Source organism: Bacillus sp. 22190 (genome assembly GCF_052045575.1).
GTDB classification, from domain to species: domain Bacteria; phylum Bacillota; class Bacilli; order Bacillales; family Bacillaceae; genus Bacillus; species Bacillus altitudinis.
In genome coordinates this window covers 166,439-186,957 of the sequence record NZ_JBQEPF010000004.1, presented here as the reverse complement: position 1 = coordinate 186,957, position 20,519 = coordinate 166,439, and the positions used below count along the sequence as shown (strand labels likewise).

Genomic DNA, 20,519 nt, shown 5'->3' with positions numbered 1-20,519 from the left:
GCGGTTAGATCAACTTTTGATGTGCTCTAAAAGTCTCATGTTATGTATCAAAAAAGCCGACTTCCTTTCAACAAGTGCAAGAAAGCCGACCCTTTGTTATGCTTCTATATCAATTCGATATGTTTCAAACCAATGATGAATCTGTGCCAAATGGGCAATGAGCTGTGGGCCTTTCATTAACTGACCATACCAAGGAACCTGGAAAGAAGCCCCTTCTGTTTCAATCAGCTGTTTTAATTGATGTGGATCTAAAAATTCATGAAGCACAGAATCCTTTTGCGCGAGACAATCTGTTAACATCTCTTTTACCGCCTGAGTATAAGCAGGATGATGTGTTTTCGGATAAGGGCTCTTCTTGCGATAAAGCACTTCATTCGGTAAAATTCCCTCTAATGCTTTTCTCAAAACCCCTTTTTCCCGATTTCCATACATTTTCATTTCCCAAGGAATATTCCATACATACTCAACAAGACGATGATCTGCGAATGGTACACGTACCTCAAGGCTCGCACCCATGCTCATACGATCTTTTCGATCCAGCAGTGTTGTCATAAACCAAATCATATTTAAGTAAAAAAGTTCTCTTCGGGCTTTATCTACTCCAGTTTCCCCATCTAAAAGAGGGGTTTCTGCCACGGTTTCTTCATATTTGCTTTGCGCATATTCCTTCAGTGATAATTTCTTTTGCCATGAGTCTTGAAGAAGCTGAATGCGTGCTTCCGTTGATCTCATCCACGGAAATCCATTGGTTTCGCTTGCCATGTGAAACCATGGGTAACCTCCAAAAATTTCATCTGCACATTCACCTGATAAACCGACAACAAAATCCTTTTTAATTTCTCGGCAGAACCATAGCAAAGAAGAATCAATATCTGCCATCCCCGGCAAATCTCGCACTTCAACCGCTTCTTTCAAATAAGAAGCCAGCTCTTTTTGCCCAATGATACAGCTGTGATGATTCGTTTGAAACGCTTTGGTCATTCGATCAATCCACGGCCCGTCAGCATTGGGCTGGAATTGACTTGCTTCAAAGAATTGATCATTTCCGTCGTAATCAACGGAATACGTATGCAGCGGGGCTTTCCCTATTTTCTCAAAGTGCTTGGCGGCAATAGCTGTAATGGCACTAGAATCCACTCCACCCGATAAAAACGTACATACAGGCACATCAGAGACGAGCTGTCTTGTAACAGCATCCGTAAAGAGTTCCTTCACGTGCTGAGCGGTGTCATCAAGCGAATCTGTATGTGGCTTACTTTTGACATTCCAGTACCTCCACACACGCAAACCATCTTTTGAGAAGGTTAAAGCATGAGCAGGTCTCAGCTCTTTCACCCCTTTAAATACGCCTTGCCCTGGTGTTCTAGACGGCCCTAGGCCAAAAATTTCTGATAAGCCTTCATGATCGACTTTGGCTTTCATCTCAGGATGAGCCAGAAGTGCTTTGATTTCTGAGCCAAACAAAAAGGAATGATGACGTTCTGTATAGAAAAATGGCTTGACACCGAGCCGGTCTCTCGCTGCAAATAATAATTCACGCTCACTATCCCAAATGACAAATGCAAAAATTCCATTAAAATGGGTCACACACTCTTCCTTCCATTCTGTATAGGCGTGAAGAAGAACCTCTGTATCAGAATGCCCAAGAAAGCGGTGCCCCCTTTTGAATAATTCTTTTCGTATATCCTCTGTGTTATAGAGTTCTCCATTGTATACCACCGTATAATCATGGTGTTGATGGGTATATGTCATCGGCTGCTTTCCGCCTTCAACATCGACAACGGCTAACCGTTTATGGCCGAAAAGAACGTGCTCACTTTTCCACGTATTTGTATCATCCGGCCCTCGTTTAGATAATGTATCTGTCATTTGATTGATTACATGATCCTGTTGGATGAGCTGCTTTTTAAAGTCTGCCCAGCCTGTTATTCCACACATCATCATCAGCTCCCATCCGTTTTTCATCAAGTGTTCTCATTTAGCCTTTCTTAGTTTATGCATCGTCTCCTTGATAGTTGATTTGTCCTTTTTTCCTCCTGTGTATAGGACAAGCTTCATTTGGTAAGAAAAGAAAGAGGAAAGGAGGTTTTGCGAATGGAGAACCGCATGACATATCTTCAGCAAAACCACCCAAAATGGTGTAACGGATACTTACTGATGGAAAACGGTCATTGTCTGATTGAAGACGAAGAAGGAGACATCATGATGCCTGAAAGCCTTCAAAGTTCTATGATCTGTTTGAAAGAAAAGGATCGATGGACAAAAGGAGAATTGCTCGGGTCTGTCGTTCTTTGTGAGAATGGGAAGTTGATGGAGGTAAAAGGCGGTGAACGCATTCAATATACAGCGTCTCTTTCTAAAGGGTGGCTTGATTTGCTCATGTTCGTACCGGAAAGCGTCTTTTATCAGATCATTGACTATGTAGAACAGCTTGGCTTTTCCGTCTATGATTGTGTCTTCTCTTCCTTCCATCCTTCTCATCGCGTGTCTTTTTTTCAGTTTTCAGGAGACATGCAATCACTTGCCCTTCAATGCCACCATCATTCGGACGCAAATCAAGTTCAATTGGAATGGACGACGTCTGACGGTCACCGGCTGATGTCTCAGTTTGATCTCACGTAAAAAGGGCACTGCTTTTGATAAGCAATGCCCTTTTTATCTTAAAAGATATGGAAACCGATCGGCAGACGTAAGCCGAGAAGAATGGTCACAATGGCAACCACGATAAAACCAATGAATACACCCGTCACCGATTTTCCTTTTTTCTTGCGTACAAGGACCATTTCCATGAAACCAATCACAAGAATACCAAGTATCATTTTTCCAACATACTCGCCCCCGTAACCCGGGATTTTCATTCCTGTGCGAACATACAGCTCTACACCCGTTGCAATAATAATCAAGTAAAATAGGCGTACGATCATATGCACAATTTTAGCGCCTTTATCGTTTTTACCTGCTAATGCAAAGGCAACGAAAAATAAAATAATACCTAGCACCCACGCTGTAATATGTAAATGTGTTCCCATTTGTGATTTCCCCCTTTATCAGAACAATTACCTTCTCATCGTACCACGAAATAAGTCGAACACAAAGCGACAATCCTGTGTCAACACGCCTTTATTTGACGCGATTTGATAACGTCCCAATTGGTTCAATTGTTACTTCAACCTGATCGCCTGAGGCTAAAAATTTTGGCGGTTCAAAACCTTTGCCGACTCCAGAAGGTGTACCTGTTGCAATGATGTCTCCCGCTTCCAGCGTCATCCCTTTTGAAAGAGTTGACACAATGTCTTCAATTGGGAAGATCATTAATTCCGTACTGGCAGACTGACGAACCTCTCCGTTTACCTTTGTTTCCACATGGAGTGCTCCATGATCCTCGATCACTGACTTGTGAACGATATAAGGTCCCATTGGACAAGTTGTATCTAAGCTTTTTCCGATGAAAAATTGTTTGTGTTTTTTCTGCAAATCTCTTGCCGTTATATCATTTAAAATGGTGTAACCGAAAATGTAATCGTGGACCTCTTCAGGAGCAATATTCTTTCCTGTTTTGCCAATGACAATGGCAAGCTCCCCTTCGTAATCCAATTCACTTGTCACATCTTCATGGAGAAGAATATCCGCTTCATGCCCTACAACAGAGGTAGGCGCCTTTGTAAAGATCATCACGTCTTTAGGAATATCTGCTGCACTTCCCATTTCCATGACGTGATCTTGATAGTTTTTCCCAACACACATGATGTTTTTCGTTGGTTTTGGAATCGGTGCATGGAGTGTCACGTCCGAAAGCGGATAGACATAAGAGCCGCGGTCTTCTTCTTTTTTCTCCGCCCAATCAAGAAGTTGTTTGACGTGTTCGACAAACTTGTCCCCCATGTTGATGCATTCAGATAAAGAGTTTGGCAATGTTTCTAGCTCAAATAGTTTTGCTTCTGCCTTTTTGACGTCCATCACCCATTCATCATCAATGACGACCCCGATAAACAATCTGTTATGTATCTCACCTGTAAAAAACTTCATGTTTTCCCCTCACAATCTTCATTTCAATACATTATGATGTCTCATTTTTATTTCTCTACGAAATAAAAAAAACCCTTTTTTATCATACTCTCTTTTAAAAAGGGTTTCAAAAATGAAGACCTGACATTTAGCGGCAGCGTCGATACTCCCACATATTCCCTTGATCCCATTTACGATCAACATTTCCTTGATGGCGGGAATGATGTTTTTTCTTCCCGCATCTTCGGCAAGAGTGACTCCGTTTATGGTGATGAGAACGTTTAGATCGATGGCTGCGGTGTGATTTGCGGCAGCTTTTCTTATGATGTGATCTGTGTTTGCTGCGGCATGATTTTTTTGGTTCACTCTTTTTGCTGCGGCAAGACTTTTTGCTTTTATACGACTTTTTACTTTTGCATGGTTTCTCGCTCTTTACACTTTTTTTTGAGCAGCGACTTTTTTTAGAGCGATAGCTTTTATGGCTTTTTTTGCTGCGATGTGACTTACGGCAGCCTCCTCCACCAAAGAACCAGTGACGGCGATTTGAATGACGAGAACGAGATGATTTGTGCGAATGTCCCGATTCTGGTTCACGATCTAAGTGATGATCACGCCCCTCACTTCGAAGTGAATCAACTGCATGTTCAATATGCGAATGATCAAATGTGCTCACGAACAATTCCCCTCCCAATCTGTGCTCTGACAAAACAAACAGACAAAGCTGTTTATCTTCTCTGCTTTATGTTACGAGACTCGATAGACAAGTGTTCTTGGCGAATGCCTCTTTCTTAGAAAACTCCATGAATACCTACCAGCAGGTACAGGACATTCCTTCATTTTCATATAGTGGAGGAGATATAGGAGGGTGATGAACGCATGGACACAGAACCTTTAAAACAACTGGATATCTGGATTCATCCAAAAGATCTCATGGAATTAAAAAAGGACGTATGGAACGATGAACCCGTCGAGGCCATTCTGAAAACCGGCCAAACGAAGTCACATATTTATGCCTCATACCGAGGATCACACATCCGAAAGCTCAAGAAAAAATCCTATCAAATTGAATATCGAAAACCAAAGCAAAGACAGGGCGAATCCCTTTTTCACTTAAATGCAGAGTACAATGATCCTTCTTTCATTCGCAACAGGCTGTCTTTTTATTTCTTTGAACAAATGGGTGTCTTCAGCCCGTCCGCTTCTCATGTGTTTCTGACCATTAATGGAAGAAAAGAAGGCATTTATTTAAAAATAGAATCTGTAGATGAGCTGTTCCTCCAAAAACGACAGCTGCATGGAGGCGGCATTTATTATGCTGTAGATGATGACGCCAATTTCTCTCTTTTAAGTTCATTTGATAAAAAGCCAAAAAAACATCTTCTTCTCGGTTATGAGAAAAAAACGGGAACTCCTGAACACGACAAGCAGCTGAGTGAATTTATTTACTTTTTGAACACCGCAAGGGACGACACGTTTGCAAGTAAGATTGAGCAGTACCTTGATGTAACACAATATTTCCGCTGGCTCATTGGTGTCGTGTGTACCCAAAATTTTGATGGCTTTGTTCATAACTATGCGCTTTATGTGAATGATCAAGGAAGGTTTCAAGTAATGCCTTGGGATTATGATGCGACTTGGGGTCGTGATATTCACGGAGAAGAAATGGCGTTTGATTATATTCCAGTCAGCGGTTTCAATACATTAACCGCTAGATTGCTAGACATCCCTGCATTTAAAAGAGACTATTATGCCCTTTTCCAGCACGTACTAGATACACATTTTTTAGAAAAACGGCTTCTCCCCATCATTGAGACATGGCATGCTTCGATTGAGCAGCGAATTGGAGATGATCCATATACGAAAAACCGACAAGACATGCTGCGTTCAGAGCGAGAATTAATCCGACAGTATATCAACAAAAGACGACGTTATTTACAAACTGAGATTAAAAAAGAGACATCGCACCTGTAAAGACACTTTCGAATTTTGTCACTTTAGTTCTCATATTGACGAAAGAGCTTTTTTTATAGAAAAATAGGGTATACTAACCATATCCTTCTATTTGATAAAAAATGTGAGAGTTGGCGTCCGTTATGATCAATTATGAAATTGAACAAAAAAGATTACATTTGATTGAGACCGCAAAAAAATTCGGAATGAATGCCGAAGAAACCATCAGGTGCAGTCAAGAGCTTGACACACTCTTGAATAAAGGCATCAAAACCACCTCTAAAGAATGCTCGAATAAAGGGTAAACCATACACTTCATTCCTCTCATCAAAGTTCTTCAAAAAGACAATCACATATTAAAAGACCCATCATAAGCTATGGTGAAACGCCCAAAAACGAAGTGCCCTATTTTTCTAAAGGATGTGCACCGCTATGCCGGCTATTGTTGGAGCCTTTAAAGTAAATGCCGTCGGAACGAGCGGAGTCGTTCATGTTGGAGATTGCATCACCATTTCTCCAAATAGTCAGGTTAAAACGTTTGCCGGCGCAGGCAGTTTTAACACTGGTGATCAATTACGCATTAGCAACTATAAAAGTGTGACAAATACGTATGATAGTGATGTCATTGATCAACCGCTTGTTGGTAACTTGTAAGGAGTGAGAATCCATTGAACTTCTATATTAATCAAGCGATACAAATTAATTACTTACGTGTGGAGTCTGTGAGTAACTCATCCGTTCTGCAAATCGGCAGTGCTGGATCAATCAAAGCACTCTCCAATCTGTATAACACTGGTAGCTACGTAGAAGCAGCACCTGCCGCAGCAGGCACACAAGGAATTGAAGAGTCTCAGGGCGCAAGCACGGCACCTTTTGTACCGCTTCAGTCACCAACAACATAAGTTCATCTGCAATCCCCGGAGGTGTATGCATATGTATGACTATCAAAACAGCGCTTCACAAATGTATGGCATCATTCAAAAGCAAACACAGCAAATCATGATGCTTGAAAAAAGGCTTAACGAGCTTCAGCAGGAAATGCAAATGATCAAAGATAAACCGACAACAACGATTGAACGGATTGATTATCAATTTGATCAACTGAAAATCGAGCGGCTGGAAGGCACATTAAATATCGGCCTCAATCCATCTGATCCAAATAGTGTTCAAAATTTTGAAGTGGGCCAAACAACAACCCCGGGAATTGGAATGATGCAGCAAGAAATGGCTGATCAATTTTTCAATCAAACACGCCAGCTTGTCGATGCATTCTTAAATGAAGAAGCACCGCAGCTTCTTGAAGAACTAGAGCAGCGATACGAAGGCTCGCTTGATGAAAGCAACAAACACCATATCATTGAGGACATTCGAAAACAAATAGACAGCAGAATCAAATATTATGCGGGGCAGCTGCCACAAAGGGAAGATATGACCCCGCTTCAACGTTCCGAGCAAATTGCTGAATACGTGAAACATGATGTCAAACGGGCAATCGAGCACTTTTTAGCCCATATTCCAAATGAAACGAAAGGAGAGGAAAACGGATGAATTTCACAGTCGTCAACCGCAACATCGAAACCGGAAGCATTAAAGTAGTTGGGGTATCGTCCTCTTCCCTATTTATTATCGGGGACACGGATCACGTACAACTGTCATCGATTTTCGATACACCGCCAGAATCATTAATTATTGGCCCGTTTGTTCCTCTAGCCCCTCGATAATGATCAAGCGCACATCTCAAGTGAAGTTCTCGAAGGTGAATTCTGTCGGGATTTCAAGTGTTGTTCAAATTGGTGATACACAAGAGCTATGTCCGAACGTGAAGGTGTTAGCTGTTCAGCGAACCATTAGTTTGTTTTATGGAAATGAAGCTGAAAACCTAGATGCAAAAGAATTTGAAGTGTATTATGAGCCGATCCCATTGATGCTGCCAGAACGAGCGGTTAGAACGGCCTTTTATCATGAAAAGCCTCTCATTAAAGTGTCGTCCATTCATGTAGAAGGGGTCTCTTCCTCCTCTATCTATCAAATTGGCTCTACGTGCGGAATAAATGCCGTTGCGCGAGTGAAGCATATTCGAGAGTTATTTAGCAACAATGACGAACAGCCGCCAAACTCACAATTGGACCTACCTGCGCATATGATGGTGATATGACTTCGAATAAAGGATGTCGATTATGCCAGCAATTGTCGGACCCATTTACATTAACTCGATTTCTGGGGGCGTCGTAAACGTCGGTGACTCATTTTATCTTTCGCCTAAAAGTTCTTCAAAATCTGCTTTAGGCTCTGGAGCGGGGAATACCGGAGATTTCTTGATTTTAAATAATGGCATTAGCGCCACCAACTATGTGGATCCTGACTTAAATGATCAGAATATGGTAGGCAATGCATAAAGCGGCTCCTCTTCACTCATTTCATTTAGAGGAGCGCTTTTTTATGTTTATTTCTTTCTGCGTTGTCTTGATTTCTTTGTTTTGACCAGCTTGCTTGCCGGCTGCTTTCGAATCCATTTGATGTACGGAACAAGCTTTTCATCTTGTCTTAGTGCATCCAGCGTATTCAAACGTGCGGCAAGCTCCTGGTTTGTATAAAGAGCATGTACTTGTTTATGGCAAGGGATACACAGGAAGGCAGTCGGTAGAAAGGCCCCGCCCTCTTCTTTTGGGGTCAAGTGATGTTCCGTAAGGACGACCTCTTGTCTTCCGCACAGCTCACATAATCCAATCGTTTGCTTTGCCATCCTGAGATCACCTCACTTTACATTAATTCCATCGAGACTGTTGTTCCTTTCCCGCTTGGATCTGCTGGGTGGACAATCAGTTTCTTTGGCAGTCTCATCTTTAATTCTTCCACATGGCTGATCACACCAACAGCTAAATTTTGAGACTGTAGTTTCTCTAATGCCGTAATCACCGTATCTAACAAGTCTTGATCGAGTGTACCAAATCCTTCATCTAAGAAGAAGAATTGCAGCGGGAACTCACCTCTCAGCTGAATTTGTGCAGACAGAGCAAGAGCAAGTGCTAAAGACGTCAGGAAAGTTTCTCCCCCAGACAAGCTGGATACCGGACGTCTGACACCTCCATTGGCATCATCCCGCATCACAAAACCGCCCTCTGAATCGACTTCAATGGCATACCTTTGTCTTGTCAAAATCCCAAGACGATGAGAAGCATCACGGCTGACACTTTCTAGCTGTTCTTCTGCTAGGAACTCAACAAATGTATTCCCTTTAAACACAGTTTGAAGCTTATCCAGCCGGTCAATTTCTTGCTGCAGTTCTTCAAGGCGCTCATGAATGCTTGCAAAGCGCTGATGGTTTGCTTCAATCACTCGCAGATGCTCCTGTGCAGATCCACTCAGCGCTGTCGCTTCTTCAAGCGCTTTTTCCGCCGCTTCTTTTTTTAGTTGAATATCTGTCCACTCGTCTTCATCCAGCGACTCACCTTTTAACAGTTCCGAAATTCGCTTTAAGTTTGCTGCACATTGCTTTCTTTTATCCTCAAATTCCTCAATTTCCTGTTTGACTGTAAGACGTACAGATCGATCCATTAAAGCAGGTTCAATCTCCTGCGGCTGATCAAAAGGAGTAGATCCTGTTTCTTTTTGCCATGCTTCCTCAGCTTCTTGTTTTCGCCGCTTCGCCTCTTGGAGCTGACGTTCACTGCTTGAGAAATGGCTTTGCGCCTCACTAAATAATTGCTGTGCATGCTTGAATTGCTCGTACGATTGCTGTTCTTTTTCATTTAGATGAGCAAGAGATTGTTGAACTTCGTCCAGTTCATCAGAAAGAGAAGCGGCTTTTAAAGGATATCGCTGTAAATCTGTTTCATATTGATCGATCAGGTGCTGCTGGCTTCCGAGCTGATGCGCCAACTTATCGAGTTCCTTCTCTAGATCGTATATGGCTGTTTGCAGATGCTCTTTTGCCTGCTGTTTTTCCTCTAGAAAAGAAATACTCTTCTCAATACGCTCTTGATAACCTTCCGCTTGTTGATCCTTTTCGTCAATTTGTTGCTGCATTTCCTGCACTTGGTTGATTGTCAGGTGAGGAAAGGTCTGTTCAAATTGCGTCAGTTGTTCGGAAAGCTCAGATCGAAGCTCCTTGATCAGCATGTCTAGTTCTTGTATGCGCTGCTGCTCAAATGTCAGTTGATCTTTGACTTTGCTCATTTCTGCCGCTTGATCATAAGTGACGTCCATTAAACGAGCTCGTTTGCTTTCGATTGCTTGAATATCTTGTTTTACGCCTTTCCATTCTTGAATCAGCTGGTGCAAAGACTGCGGATTCTGTACTGCTTCTACTGCTGCAGCTACTTCAGAATCGGGGGCTTTTTGAGATAAAAAGGAGAACTGTTTAACTAATTGATTGGCATGCGTTTCAAGCAGCTGCTTTGCAGCAAACATGTCTCTAGCATATTCCTCTGCCTGCTTGAGCTCTTTATCCATTTTTACAATCCATTCATCAATTTGGGCAACCGTTTCTTCATGGTCATTGTCTATCACAGCATTTGGATCATGATGAATTGATCCACAAACAGGACATGGTTCACCGTCTACTAGCTCTGCCGCTAATTCTTTTCTTAATTCTGCCGATCTGACAACATCACGCTGTTTTAATTTTTCTTGTTTTTTGTCCTGCTCTTTATGACTCCATTCTGTAAGACCTCGTTCAAATTCACATACATAAAAATACAATTGTTCTATCGCTTGAAACGATTGATTTATTTTTTCATGATGATCTTTTTGCTGTTTTTGAAGCTTTTCATATGATTGTGTCGCCTGTGCTGAACGCTGTCTTAGCTCCTCAATCTTTTGTTCTTCCTTTTGAATACTCACATTCATTCTTTGAACATTTTCACTGAAACGAAGTGCGTCTTGTACAAGTTTCCGCTCTTTGACAGAGACTTGTAATTGTTCCAGCTCATGCTTCAACTGTGTTTGTTTCGCAAGCGCACGCTCTAATAAAGATTGCAGGTTTTCGGCTTCCGCTTTTTTTTGAGTCAATTGCTGCGCTTTTTCATGGTTTTGCTGCTCTAGTACGGTCTTTTCCTGAAGAGCTGTTTCTTTTTTTCGTTCAATTTCTTTTAATTGAATCAGCTGCTCTTTCTTTTGAAGAAGCTCTGGCTCATTTTCCATTTTCTTTTGCCGTGTTTGCTCATACTCCTGCGTCATTTGATCATAGATCGTTCGTTGATGAAGTAAATGTTTTTCTGCTTCCTGCTTCTCTTTTGATGCTTGAGAGAGCTGCTTTTCAGCCTTTGTTAATGCATCCGCATAAGGCTTTAATGTCTCTGCCTGCTCTGCAATGCGAAGTTGATTCTTTTTCTCTTCCATCGTTGGTGCCAGTAGATTGAGTTTGTTTTGTTCCTTCTCGTACGCTTCTTGTTCCTTTTGATACTGCCAGATGGCTTGCGCTTTTGTAAAAGTAGTGAACGCTTCGTCCCGCGTTTGTTTTTTCTCAAGAAAAATAGCTTGCGCCTGCGCAGCTGCTTCTTTAGCTTTCGCTAATGCCTCTGGACCAGCTTCTCCTAATCCAGTCAGTTCAGCCAGCAGTTCGTTTTTCTGACCATAGTGATTTTGAGCCTTTGCGCGTAAACGTTTGACGAGCTGATCACCATATTTCTCCAAATTAAACAAACGCTGCAGCATTTGGCGTCTGTCGGCTCCTTTCAATGAAAGGAATTCCGCAAACTTTCCTTGGGGTAAAACAACCGCTCTCGTAAAATCGTCAATGGTTAAACCAAGTAATTCTTCTATTTTACGATTGACCTCACTTGCTTTATCTGCAAGAACTGTCTGCGTATCACCAATTTCAATCAATCGGCATAACGTCGTTCTAACCTTCATTTCATCTGCCCGTTTAAAGGCACGTTCCACTTTATAAGAAATATGGTGTTCCCTTTGCAAAGCGAACGTAAAGGAGACAGACAGCTTTTCTTCAGCTTGGTTCAAAATACCATGCGTATTATTGAGTGCACGTTCGACCTTGCCATAGAGTGCTAGTGTCATGGCATCTAATATAGACGATTTTCCGCTTCCAGTCGGTCCAAAAATACCAAACACACCTGCATCACATAAGGAGCTAAAGTCAATGGTTTGCTCTTCTCTGAAGCTATGAAGTCCTTTAATGGTTAGCGTGATCGGCTTCAATTCGCTTCCTCCTCTTGCATGTCATTGGCAAGCTCTAAAAATAGCTTGACGGTTTTTTCATCAGGTAGACCTCCACCTGTCTGACGCTCATAAAATTTCACGAACCGCTCTTCAATCGAGAGCTTTTCCACTTGTTTTTGTTCTTCTTTTTGCTGTAACTCTTTAAACTTTGGTCTAATATGGACAAATCCACTATGCTGTTTTCTAAGCTGATGAATTTGTTCGATCGACAGCTGATCTGTTAAGTGAATCTCTAAATCAATCCAGGCTTGAAGATCCCGCTTTTCATCCAGCCAACTGTGTACTTGGCTCAGTCCTTCAGTCGCCTTCCACTTCATAAGTGGTTTACCGCTTGATAAAAACACTTCTTTCCAGCTTGCTGTTTCATTCGGTTTTGCATCTACAATGGTGACTGATTTGGCGTAGCCTGCTTCAGAAAAGCTGTATGCAAGTGGAGAGCCAGAATAGCGGGCAATCGTTTTGGCACGTTTAATGGTTTGGGGGCGATGCAAATGCCCCAATGCGACATAACAAGCCTCCTCAGGCAGACTTTCGGCCGCAACGGTATATGCGCCTCCCACTTCAATCGGCCTTTCCGAATCCGTTTGACTGCCACCTGCCACATAAATATGACTTGTTGCGATATTAACCGTATCCGCCTGAAATTGGCTGCTTAAATGTTGAAACATTTGTTGTATTTTTAAATTGTACTGATCACGAAGCAGTTTCTCTTCAAATGTTTCAGCCAGCACTTCGTTGAGCCTTGCTTCGGACGGGTAAGCGAGTGCTGCAATAGATAGACGTTCACTTGCAGAAGGAACATCGACATGAATTAAATCATTTGTCGGATATCCAATTAAATGAATCCCCTGCTCATTCGTTAAAGGAGATGCGGCTGATAAACGGTCTGGGTTATCATGGTTGCCAGAGATCACAACCACCTGACGCTTTCCTTTATCAGATAATGCAGACAGACTTTCATAAAAAAGCTGTTCTGCGCGAGCAGGAGGGTTCACTGTATCAAAGGCATCTCCAGCCATCACAACGACATCAATGTGTTCATCCTTGACGATTTGATTTAATTCATCTAAAAACTCAGCTTGCTCCTCAAGCCGGCTTCGGCCTTCAAGGGTTTTCCCTAGATGCCAATCCGCTGTATGCAGAATCCTCATGTGATTCACCTCTCATTCATTCCACCTATAAAGAAATTTCTAGATTTCCATCAAAGAAATAAAGGATTTTTTCCTCTAATGTTCTGTTTGTTAAACGTTCTACCGCTGCTGTATACAACGATATTTGCGTTTCATAGCGTTTTTTTAACATCGCTTCAGCTTCCTCTAATCCACCTGAGAATCTGCCAGTCACTCGATCTGTTTTATAATCAAGTAAATAGAGCTTGCCATCTGCTTCAAATAAACAATCAATCATTCCTTGAATGAGCACAGGTTCACCTTCTGCATCAATATGGCTGTATACCTCTTTAACCGGTAAAACCATACTAAACGATACTTCTCGTTTCACCCAGTCCGCTTTCCGCAGTTTTTGACCAATAACAGTAGAAAAGAAGGCCACAATTCCTTCTCGATTGATGGACTGGATTTGTTCATCTGTTAGTAAGTCTTTCTCTTTTAAAGAATGGAGCAGCTCTTCTACACGAGATTCATCATATGGTTCATTTGAAGGAAGAGGGATATGCTGCATGACTGTATGCATGGCCGTCCCTTGTTCTGCGGCTGTGAGTGTTTTTTTCTTCATAAAAGCCGGTCGTTCGTACAGTGTCGCACGAGTCTTTCGGATGGAAGAAGGCACACTGTATTCATCCTGTATTTCTTTCATTCTTTTGATCTCAGAAACTGACTGCTTTGTCCCTACTTGGGAGGCCGCTAAATATGGATAACGCCATGTAAGTCTTTCTTTTACTTCCTCCTCGTAATCGCCATATCCTTGAACAGGCACACCTTCCATTAATGCTTGTACCACTTCGTCTTGTTTTTGTTTTTCAAGTGACATGTCTTCTTTTAGAAGATCGGACGCTTGATGAAAGGTGATAGAAAATGATGATGGATGCGAGAGAACGACTTCTCTCGATTCTTCTAAAAGAGAAGACATCGCTTGATGACGGATAAGGGCTGGGCCAATAAAATCTAAGTATGTTCTCGCTTGATATCGTTCAAAATCAGGAAGAAGCCAGTCATCTCCGTTTGCGGCATTTTGCCACTTGCTTAAAGCTTTCACTTGATTTTTGACAGAGCCGACTAAAAATAATTTTTCCTTCGCCCTTGTGAGCGCCACATATAGAACCCTCAGTTCTTCAGATAATAGTTCTTTTCTCATCTTTTTTTTCATCGCGATCAGCGGTAAGGTTGCATAACTAATTCTCAGCTCAGGATGAATATATTTGCTGCCAAAACCTAATTCTTTATCGAGCAAGTAGGACTGATTTAGATCCATCATGTTAAAGTTCCTGCCAAGTCCTGCAGTAAATACAACAGGGAATTCGAGTCCTTTACTGCTATGAATGGTCATCATGCGGACAACATCCTCTGTTTCACTGAACGTTTTTGCCGCTCCAAGATCATCTCCACGCTCTTGCATTCTTTCAATAAATCGAAGAAATCGAAACAGCCCTCTAAATGCAGCCTTTTCATACTGTTTCGCTCGATCATATAAAGCCCGAAGGTTTGCCTGTCTTTGCTTACCTCCTGGCATCCCGCCGACATAATCTAGATATTGTGTATCTCGGTACACTTCCCAAATCAGTTCTGCTACCGAATGCTGAATCGAAAAATCACGCCATTTGCGTAATTGAAGGAAGAAACGCTCCAGCTTTCTGCATGTCGGATGATCAGAGTGTGTCACACTCATAAATGCCTTCACAGCGTCATAATAAGTGCCTTTTTTATCACTTGTTCTAATCAGTGCCATCTCATTTTCGTCTAAATGAACAAGAGGTGACCTTAAAACAGCAGCGAGCGGAATATCTTGATATGGATTATCAATCACTTTTAACAAAGAAAGAATGACAGATACTTCTGTAGCTTCAAAATAACCTGAGGAAAGATTCGCATAAACAGGGATTCCCTGCTTCTTCAACTCTTCCATCATTTGCGGAGCCCACGGCATTGAGCGAAGCAAGATCACAATGTCTCGATACTGCAAGTTGCGGGTCAGCTGCTGTTTTGCATCGTACACTTGAAAAGGCTGTTCTACCAATTCTTTTATTTTCTTCGCAATCACTCTCGCCTCAAATTGTACCGTCTCTAGCTCTTCTCGTTCTTCATCGTTTTCTGTGTCGTGCTGATCTAAATGAACAAGAAGCATTTCTGACGTCGTGTCTTCGCTTTGCGGATAACTCGCTCCAAGCTTTAATTCAGCTTGTTCATCATATTCAATTTCTCCAACTGTTTCTCCCATCAGCTGTTTGAACAGAAAGTTGGTACTGTCTAAAACATCAGCCCGGCTGCGGAAGTTTTTATTTAGATCAATTCTTTTACCTGTTTCTTTGCTGTCTGCTTTGAATTGTTTATATTTATTTAAAAAGAGCATCGGCTCTGCAAGTCTAAAGCGATAAATGGACTGCTTCACATCACCAACCATAAAGCGGTTGCCTTCGGCAGGATGTTTTCCTTTAGACACGAGCTTTAAAATCGTTTCTTGGACAAGGTTTGTATCCTGGTATTCATCCACAAGTACTTCTTCAAATTGCTGTTGATAGTATTTAGCCGCTTCTGTTTCAATGAGATTTCCTTCTGCGTCCTGCTTCGCTAAAATGCGCAAACAATAATGTTCTAGATCCGAAAAGTCTACGATTGATTTTTCTTGTTTTGCTCTTTCGAAACGCTCTCCATATTGAATCACAAGCTCTACAAGTGTTTCTACAACTGGCTTCATTTCAGCCAAGCTTTTTAAATGCTGATCGGGACTGCGCATAAAGTATTCATCTTTTAGCTTTTCTAATTGTTTTTTGGCTTGATTGCGTGAATCTGTTGCTTTTTCTAACAGAGCTGGGTCATAGTCATCCCCTTTGCAAGTCTTTAACCTTTTAAAATTGATGTTTGGCAAAAGCTCATAAAGTGTCCCAAAATCATCTTGATGCCTTATTAATTCATTTACTTGCTCTAAATCATCTATAAAATTCTCTGCTCTCGGTGCTGGACCGCCCGGCTCTTTTGATAAAGTGAGCGCTTGTTCCAGCAGTTCCTGACAGCTTCTTAAAACGAGAGAAAGGTCCTCTTTGATATATGGATAAAAGGGTAACTCTTCTACCTTTGTCTGTGTATCCACATCATAAAGAGAAAGGAATGCCCGCATCCATTGTTCGGGCGCTGGATGTGACCTAGAAAACTCATAAATTCTTTTGACAAGCCATTGAAGATCTAAATCATGCCGATCAGATGTGTAACGATCAACGAGTTCAAAGAATGACGGCTTTCCAGCCTTATACTCATCCTCAAACAGTTCATCTAACACTTCATCTCCTAATAATTCTCCTTCTGTTTGATCAGCCAAACGAAAACCTGGATCAAGGTCAATCTCATAATAAAAGGTACGGAGAACTTGCAAACAAAAGGAGTGCAAGGTAGAAATATTGGCACGATTCATAAGTGACAGCTGCCTCCGCATATGAAGGGAACCAGGGTTTTTAGATAGTTCTTTTTCAAGTGCTTCAGTGATCCGGTGCTTCATTTCTGCTGCTGAAGCATTGGTAAAAGTCACTACGAGCAGCCTGTCCACATCAACTGGCTGCTCCGGCCGAGTCATTTTTCGAATGAGCCGTTCAACCAAGACCGCTGTTTTCCCTGACCCCGCCGCCGCAGCAACAAGAATATCTTGTCCTTCTGAAACGATGGCGTTCCATTGGTCATCTGTCCAAGTACTGTTATTCGGTTTTGGTATTTGCATACTGATCCCCTTCTTTTTTGATCCGGTCTAACATGACATCATCCTTCTCAGAGGTGAGCACCCTAAATTCATTATCTTCTATTGATTCATCAAATTGGCAAATAGACTTAAAGGAGCAAAAGCGGCAAGGGGTTTGATCCTTTAATTTATATGGGTTTATCTCTACCTCACCGCTTGTAATTCTTTCTCCTGCCTCTTCAAAGGTTCGCCGAACGTGTTTTGTGAGAATGTGAAAATGATCTTCACTTAATACCGCAGAGTCAGATCGGAAAGAACCATCCTTTTTCAAACCAGCTTGGATGACTTGTGATCTTCCTGATTCGAGTGTTTGATCCATCAACTTCACTGCTTCCACATCTTCGAGCAATAGACCCTTCATTTTAAATTTCTTCAATATTTCCTGCTCAATTGCATCTTCTCCAAGCGGAATAGGCGTTTGAATCAGCGGGTCATGAATATGGAAGTATAAAATTCCTGCCGGTGTCGCCTCCATGCCAAGCCATTCTTTAGAATACGTAATGGTCAGGTCTAAATAAGTGAGCATTTGCAAGGCTAAACCGTAGTAAACTTCAGCTAGATCAAGCCCCTTCTCACTGGACTTATAGTCGACAATTCTTAAAAGAAGTCCTTTTGATCCTTCTGCTTTATCCACTCGGTCAATCCTTCCAACAAGCTCCATCGTGCAGCCGTTTTTTAATTGAAAAGTAAACGGCGGCAGAGGTCCTTGACCTCCAAAACCTAACTCAAGTCCAACCGGAGAGAATCCGCTCACTTTTGCATGTTCGCTTAATATAGAAGACACCCTGATGAGGATTTTTTGGAGCTTTTCTTTTATATAAGCATGCCGATTAGAGCTTAATAAAATTTCTTTTTGTAGACGTGGAGCCAGCTGTTCGATTGCATGCCTTGAGTAGGTCACACAATCTTCCTTCGTTAAGTTTTTCCAATCCTTTTTTTGTTCAACAAGCGTATCTGAAATCAGTTTTAAAGCTGAGTGAAAGAGCTGGCCGATATCAGGTGCTTCTAATTTGTAAAATTGTCGATCTTTTAGTTTTAGCCCGTGGGAAGCAAAATGAGAAAATGCACATGCATTGAATTTCTCCATTCTTGAAACACTGCCCTGAATATGGTCACCGTAAAGTTCTTTTGTGACATTCGGATTTAAACGTGTCGCTCTATTTGTAAAGAACAAGCTGGACATGATTTTATTTGATACGTCGCGGTTGGACGAGGTCATCAAATGATTATATACACTCCACCATACGCCGCTGATCGGATATTGATTGAGCCATTGTTGCAGCTGCGAAACGGTATAGGATAACGAGACATGCTCGTTTGTTACAAATTTTAATTGCTCCTGATCATCCAACTGCTCTGGATCTAACACATAGAGGGCTTGCTGATGGTTTGGCATCAGTTCCTCACAATACTTGATGAGGGTCGAAGGCAAAAGAGACCGCCCTTCCGTATCTGAAGCTGAATAGGATACATACAGGTAGTGCGATGGACTGGACAGCGCTTGATAAATCAAAAATTGTTCATCCAGCAGCCGTTCCTTCCCTGTCTCTGCCAGCTCTGCTCCTGCACGTTTTAACCATTCCCGGTCGTCTTCAGACAATACACTTTCATCAGAGGGCCGTGCAGGTATAACTCCATCATTTACTCCAATGACAAACGTACACTTTACTTGATACATTCTGGATAAATCCATACTTCCGATAAACACTTGATCAAGTGAAGGGGGAATCAAAGCGAACTTGAGAGAGGACAGTCCTGTATCCATCATCTGTTGAAATAATGGAAATGAGAGCTCCTCCTCGCCCAGCATTTCAACAAATTCATCCATCAATTGAACGACAGCATCCCACACTTGCCCATGCTGCATCGCTTCAGCTAATCTGCCTGCTTCTTCTGCCTCAAGCCTTGCCTTTTCAAGCTTTTCTGGCACTTGGGCTTCCTCTAGAAAGACATACACTGCCTCCACCATGTCTCTTAGCTTTTGCGCTTTTTTCAATCTTTTTTGCAATTGAAAGAGTGGCGGAACAATCCATTCTTTTACATCATTCAGCATTTGCTCCATTTCTATTTCTTGATCGGTTTGTCCAAAATCTTCATCTAATGATTGAAAGCGGCGATAATGAAAGCGTGAACCATTCGTCCAGCGTTCACCTTTTACACCGTAAGCAATACAATAGTTTTCAAGCTGATCCGCCTGTTCTCTCGCTTTGTTTTTAGCGAGTTCAAGCGGAAATAAGAACTCCGTTTTCACACAGCGAAACACCGCCTCATACCGCCAGTTCCCTTTTATGACATCGAGGCTCGAACGAATGAACTCAATGAGCGGATGATACTGCATCGATTCATTTCCATCAATAAAGAAAGGAATATCGTAATCTCGAAACACCTCTTTTAACGTATCTTTATAGTCGTCTACATGTCTTGCAACAATTGAGATATCTCGTAACCTAAGACCTTCCTCTCTTACTAAATCAAGAATATCTCTCGCTACTCCCTCAATTTCAGCTCGTTTATTTGCACTTTTCGATACGGTAAGGTGAGGCGTTTCTTCTTGATACGGCCGCAAAGGTCTCTGTTCATATTGATTTTCTAAATAAGCTAGATCTGGGGTATGAAGATGCCGCTTATTTCTCTCCAAAATGTTCTCAGAAATAACCGCTCCGCACTCTTTAGCCAGCTGATAAAGCTGGGAATATGTCTTACCTGTCATGCGAAATAAATCAAGTTCATTTGGCTGCGTGTCATGATAGGAACGATCCACTGTGAATGCAGCTGTTATTTTTTCTGCATGTAGCAAAAGCTGTTCAATGACAAGAAGCTGCTGGGGGGTAAACTGATAAAAACCATCTATATAAATGTGTGCCCCTCTCAATTCTTCTGATAAAGGAATTTGCTGAGCCAGAAGTGTCAAGTAATCCTCTGAATGCACATACTCATCTTGCAGATGCTGCTCCATCTGCTGATAAAGAACATGAAGATCATGCAATTTTTCCGCCGCACGTCTTTCTTCTGTATACTCTGAATGCATACTGGATGCCGAGATTTTTTCAATATCCTCCGGCATCATACAGTACCTTTTGAATTCAGCCATCGTCTTTTCTATTTGCTCAACAAATCCCGGTTTATCACTCGCCTTTTTGAATACCTTAAACTTGTCTTTCTGTTCTTCTATTACTTTTCTTAAGAGCATTTGAATCCCTGTGCTTGTGACAAATTGACGGTTCGCACCGCCAGTCTGCTGTAATATAGACCAGGCAAGCCGAGTAAAACTAAAGACTTTGGCCCTGATCATTCCACCAGCTTCAGACGTTTTTGCAAGCTCATATTCTATTAAAAATGTCATTTGATCCGGGACTAAAAAAATGATTGGCGGACCCAGCGGATCAAGCCGCAGTTGTTCTTTGATTTCTTCTAGAATTGCAGTCGTTTTTCCACTCCCCGATCTGCCTGCTAAAAACTGAATCTCCACGTTCCACAACACCTTTCTT

General features: G+C 41.9%; 18 protein-coding genes and 1 pseudogene. 9 read left to right on the top strand and 10 right to left on the bottom strand.

The genetic code is table 11. From position 1 onward, the window contains the following. Positions 1-96: 96 nt before the first annotated feature. Complete coding sequence (asnB, locus tag ACTJKA_RS07465; RefSeq protein WP_035392662.1) at positions 97-1,938, bottom strand: asparagine synthase (glutamine-hydrolyzing); 1,842 nt, start codon at positions 1,936-1,938, stop codon at positions 97-99. 156 nt (positions 1,939-2,094) lie between these two features. Here asnB and ACTJKA_RS07460 point away from each other — a divergent pair, with 156 nt between their 5' ends. Further along, positions 2,095-2,622, top strand: coding sequence for a DUF2777 family protein (locus ACTJKA_RS07460; RefSeq protein WP_025207116.1), 528 nt, complete (start codon positions 2,095-2,097; stop codon positions 2,620-2,622). Positions 2,623-2,660: 38 nt separating this feature from the next. On the opposite strand, the gene ACTJKA_RS07455 is transcribed toward ACTJKA_RS07460, so the two are convergent. The 4 genes and pseudogenes from ACTJKA_RS07455 to ACTJKA_RS07440 form a co-directional block, all read right to left on the bottom strand. Next, complete coding sequence (locus ACTJKA_RS07455; protein ID WP_007499115.1) at positions 2,661-3,029, bottom strand: YisL family protein; 369 nt, start codon at positions 3,027-3,029, stop codon at positions 2,661-2,663. 91 nt (positions 3,030-3,120) lie between these two features. Next, the gene (locus ACTJKA_RS07450; protein ID WP_007499116.1) at positions 3,121-4,026 is read right to left on the bottom strand and encodes a fumarylacetoacetate hydrolase family protein; all 906 of its coding nucleotides are present in this window, start codon (positions 4,024-4,026) and stop codon (positions 3,121-3,123) included. Positions 4,027-4,044: 18 nt separating this feature from the next. Beyond that, complete coding sequence (locus ACTJKA_RS07445; RefSeq protein WP_440607687.1) at positions 4,045-4,329, bottom strand: hypothetical protein; 285 nt, start codon at positions 4,327-4,329, stop codon at positions 4,045-4,047. After that, positions 4,223-4,678, bottom strand: a pseudogene (locus tag ACTJKA_RS07440) (CotG/ExsB N-terminal domain-containing protein); the annotation flags it as partial. The pseudogene ACTJKA_RS07440 and the gene ACTJKA_RS07445, both read right to left, overlap by 107 nt. A 203-nt stretch (positions 4,679-4,881) precedes the next feature. On the opposite strand from ACTJKA_RS07440, the gene ACTJKA_RS07435 reads away from it, so the two are divergent. From ACTJKA_RS07435 to ACTJKA_RS07400, 8 genes are all read left to right on the top strand, one after another. Further along, positions 4,882-5,976, top strand: a complete 1,095-nt coding sequence (locus ACTJKA_RS07435) for a CotH kinase family protein (protein ID WP_171465162.1) — start codon at positions 4,882-4,884, stop codon at positions 5,974-5,976. A gap of 122 nt (positions 5,977-6,098) precedes the next feature. Beyond that, the gene (locus ACTJKA_RS07430) at positions 6,099-6,260 is read left to right on the top strand and encodes an aspartyl-phosphate phosphatase Spo0E family protein (RefSeq protein ID WP_008348605.1); all 162 of its coding nucleotides are present in this window, start codon (positions 6,099-6,101) and stop codon (positions 6,258-6,260) included. A 127-nt stretch (positions 6,261-6,387) separates the two neighbouring features. Then, positions 6,388-6,609 (top strand): spore germination protein, encoded by a 222-nt coding sequence (locus ACTJKA_RS07425; RefSeq protein ID WP_003211745.1) that lies wholly within the window; start codon positions 6,388-6,390, stop codon positions 6,607-6,609. 14 nt (positions 6,610-6,623) lie between these two features. After that, positions 6,624-6,857 (top strand): spore germination protein GerPB, encoded by a 234-nt coding sequence (locus ACTJKA_RS07420; protein ID WP_003210877.1) that lies wholly within the window; start codon positions 6,624-6,626, stop codon positions 6,855-6,857. Between the two features lie 31 nt (positions 6,858-6,888). After that, entirely contained in the window at positions 6,889-7,503 is a 615-nt protein-coding gene (locus tag ACTJKA_RS07415; RefSeq protein ID WP_008348607.1) for a spore germination protein GerPC, read from the top strand. After that, positions 7,500-7,676 carry a germination protein GerPD gene (locus ACTJKA_RS07410; protein WP_003210893.1) on the top strand — a complete coding sequence of 59 codons (177 nt, stop codon included), beginning with the start codon at positions 7,500-7,502 and terminating at the stop codon, positions 7,674-7,676. The genes ACTJKA_RS07415 and ACTJKA_RS07410 overlap by 4 nt, the downstream gene beginning before the upstream one ends. Next, entirely contained in the window at positions 7,676-8,110 is a 435-nt protein-coding gene (locus ACTJKA_RS07405) for a spore germination protein GerPE (protein WP_025207112.1), read from the top strand. Before ACTJKA_RS07410 ends, ACTJKA_RS07405 begins: the two co-directional genes overlap by 1 nt. A gap of 22 nt (positions 8,111-8,132) precedes the next feature. Beyond that, positions 8,133-8,351 (top strand): spore germination protein, encoded by a 219-nt coding sequence (locus ACTJKA_RS07400; protein ID WP_003211468.1) that lies wholly within the window; start codon positions 8,133-8,135, stop codon positions 8,349-8,351. A 47-nt stretch (positions 8,352-8,398) separates the two neighbouring features. On the opposite strand, the gene ACTJKA_RS07395 is transcribed toward ACTJKA_RS07400, so the two are convergent. The 5 genes from ACTJKA_RS07395 to addB are packed head-to-tail and all read right to left on the bottom strand — an operon-like array spanning position 8,399 to position 20,500. Further along, positions 8,399-8,698, bottom strand: coding sequence for a hypothetical protein (locus tag ACTJKA_RS07395; RefSeq protein WP_025207111.1), 300 nt, complete (start codon positions 8,696-8,698; stop codon positions 8,399-8,401). Between the two features lie 17 nt (positions 8,699-8,715). Beyond that, a complete protein-coding gene (sbcC, locus tag ACTJKA_RS07390) occupies positions 8,716-12,111 on the bottom strand; it encodes an exonuclease subunit SbcC (RefSeq protein WP_144684696.1) in 3,396 nt (1,131 codons plus the stop codon). Continuing rightward, the gene (gene sbcD / locus ACTJKA_RS07385) at positions 12,108-13,283 is read right to left on the bottom strand and encodes an exonuclease subunit SbcD (protein WP_345912197.1); all 1,176 of its coding nucleotides are present in this window, start codon (positions 13,281-13,283) and stop codon (positions 12,108-12,110) included. Before sbcD ends, sbcC begins: the two co-directional genes overlap by 4 nt. Before the next feature lie 25 nt (positions 13,284-13,308). Further along, positions 13,309-17,013: a helicase-exonuclease AddAB subunit AddA gene (gene addA / locus ACTJKA_RS07380; RefSeq protein ID WP_345912196.1), complete on the bottom strand. Its 3,705-nt coding sequence runs from the start codon at positions 17,011-17,013 to the stop codon at positions 13,309-13,311. After that, entirely contained in the window at positions 16,991-20,500 is a 3,510-nt protein-coding gene (addB, locus tag ACTJKA_RS07375; RefSeq protein ID WP_216099312.1) for a helicase-exonuclease AddAB subunit AddB, read from the bottom strand. Before addB ends, addA begins: the two co-directional genes overlap by 23 nt. Positions 20,501-20,519 lie beyond the last annotated feature (19 nt).

Coding starts and splice junctions, on each gene's coding strand:
- asnB (WP_035392662.1), bottom strand. CDS start 1,938: ATGTGTGGAATAACAGGCTGGGCAGACTTTAAAAAGCAGCTCATCCAA.
- ACTJKA_RS07460 (WP_025207116.1), top strand. CDS start 2,095: ATGGAGAACCGCATGACATATCTTCAGCAAAACCACCCAAAATGGTGT.
- ACTJKA_RS07455 (WP_007499115.1), bottom strand. CDS start 3,029: ATGGGAACACATTTACATATTACAGCGTGGGTGCTAGGTATTATTTTA.
- ACTJKA_RS07450 (WP_007499116.1), bottom strand. CDS start 4,026: ATGAAGTTTTTTACAGGTGAGATACATAACAGATTGTTTATCGGGGTC.
- ACTJKA_RS07435 (WP_171465162.1), top strand. CDS start 4,882: ATGGACACAGAACCTTTAAAACAACTGGATATCTGGATTCATCCAAAA.
- ACTJKA_RS07430 (WP_008348605.1), top strand. CDS start 6,099: ATGATCAATTATGAAATTGAACAAAAAAGATTACATTTGATTGAGACC.
- ACTJKA_RS07425 (WP_003211745.1), top strand. CDS start 6,388: ATGCCGGCTATTGTTGGAGCCTTTAAAGTAAATGCCGTCGGAACGAGC.
- ACTJKA_RS07415 (WP_008348607.1), top strand. CDS start 6,889: ATGTATGACTATCAAAACAGCGCTTCACAAATGTATGGCATCATTCAA.
- ACTJKA_RS07410 (WP_003210893.1), top strand. CDS start 7,500: ATGAATTTCACAGTCGTCAACCGCAACATCGAAACCGGAAGCATTAAA.
- ACTJKA_RS07405 (WP_025207112.1), top strand. CDS start 7,676: ATGATCAAGCGCACATCTCAAGTGAAGTTCTCGAAGGTGAATTCTGTC.
- ACTJKA_RS07400 (WP_003211468.1), top strand. CDS start 8,133: ATGCCAGCAATTGTCGGACCCATTTACATTAACTCGATTTCTGGGGGC.
- ACTJKA_RS07395 (WP_025207111.1), bottom strand. CDS start 8,698: ATGGCAAAGCAAACGATTGGATTATGTGAGCTGTGCGGAAGACAAGAG.
- sbcD (WP_345912197.1), bottom strand. CDS start 13,283: ATGAGGATTCTGCATACAGCGGATTGGCATCTAGGGAAAACCCTTGAA.
- addA (WP_345912196.1), bottom strand. CDS start 17,013: ATGCAAATACCAAAACCGAATAACAGTACTTGGACAGATGACCAATGG.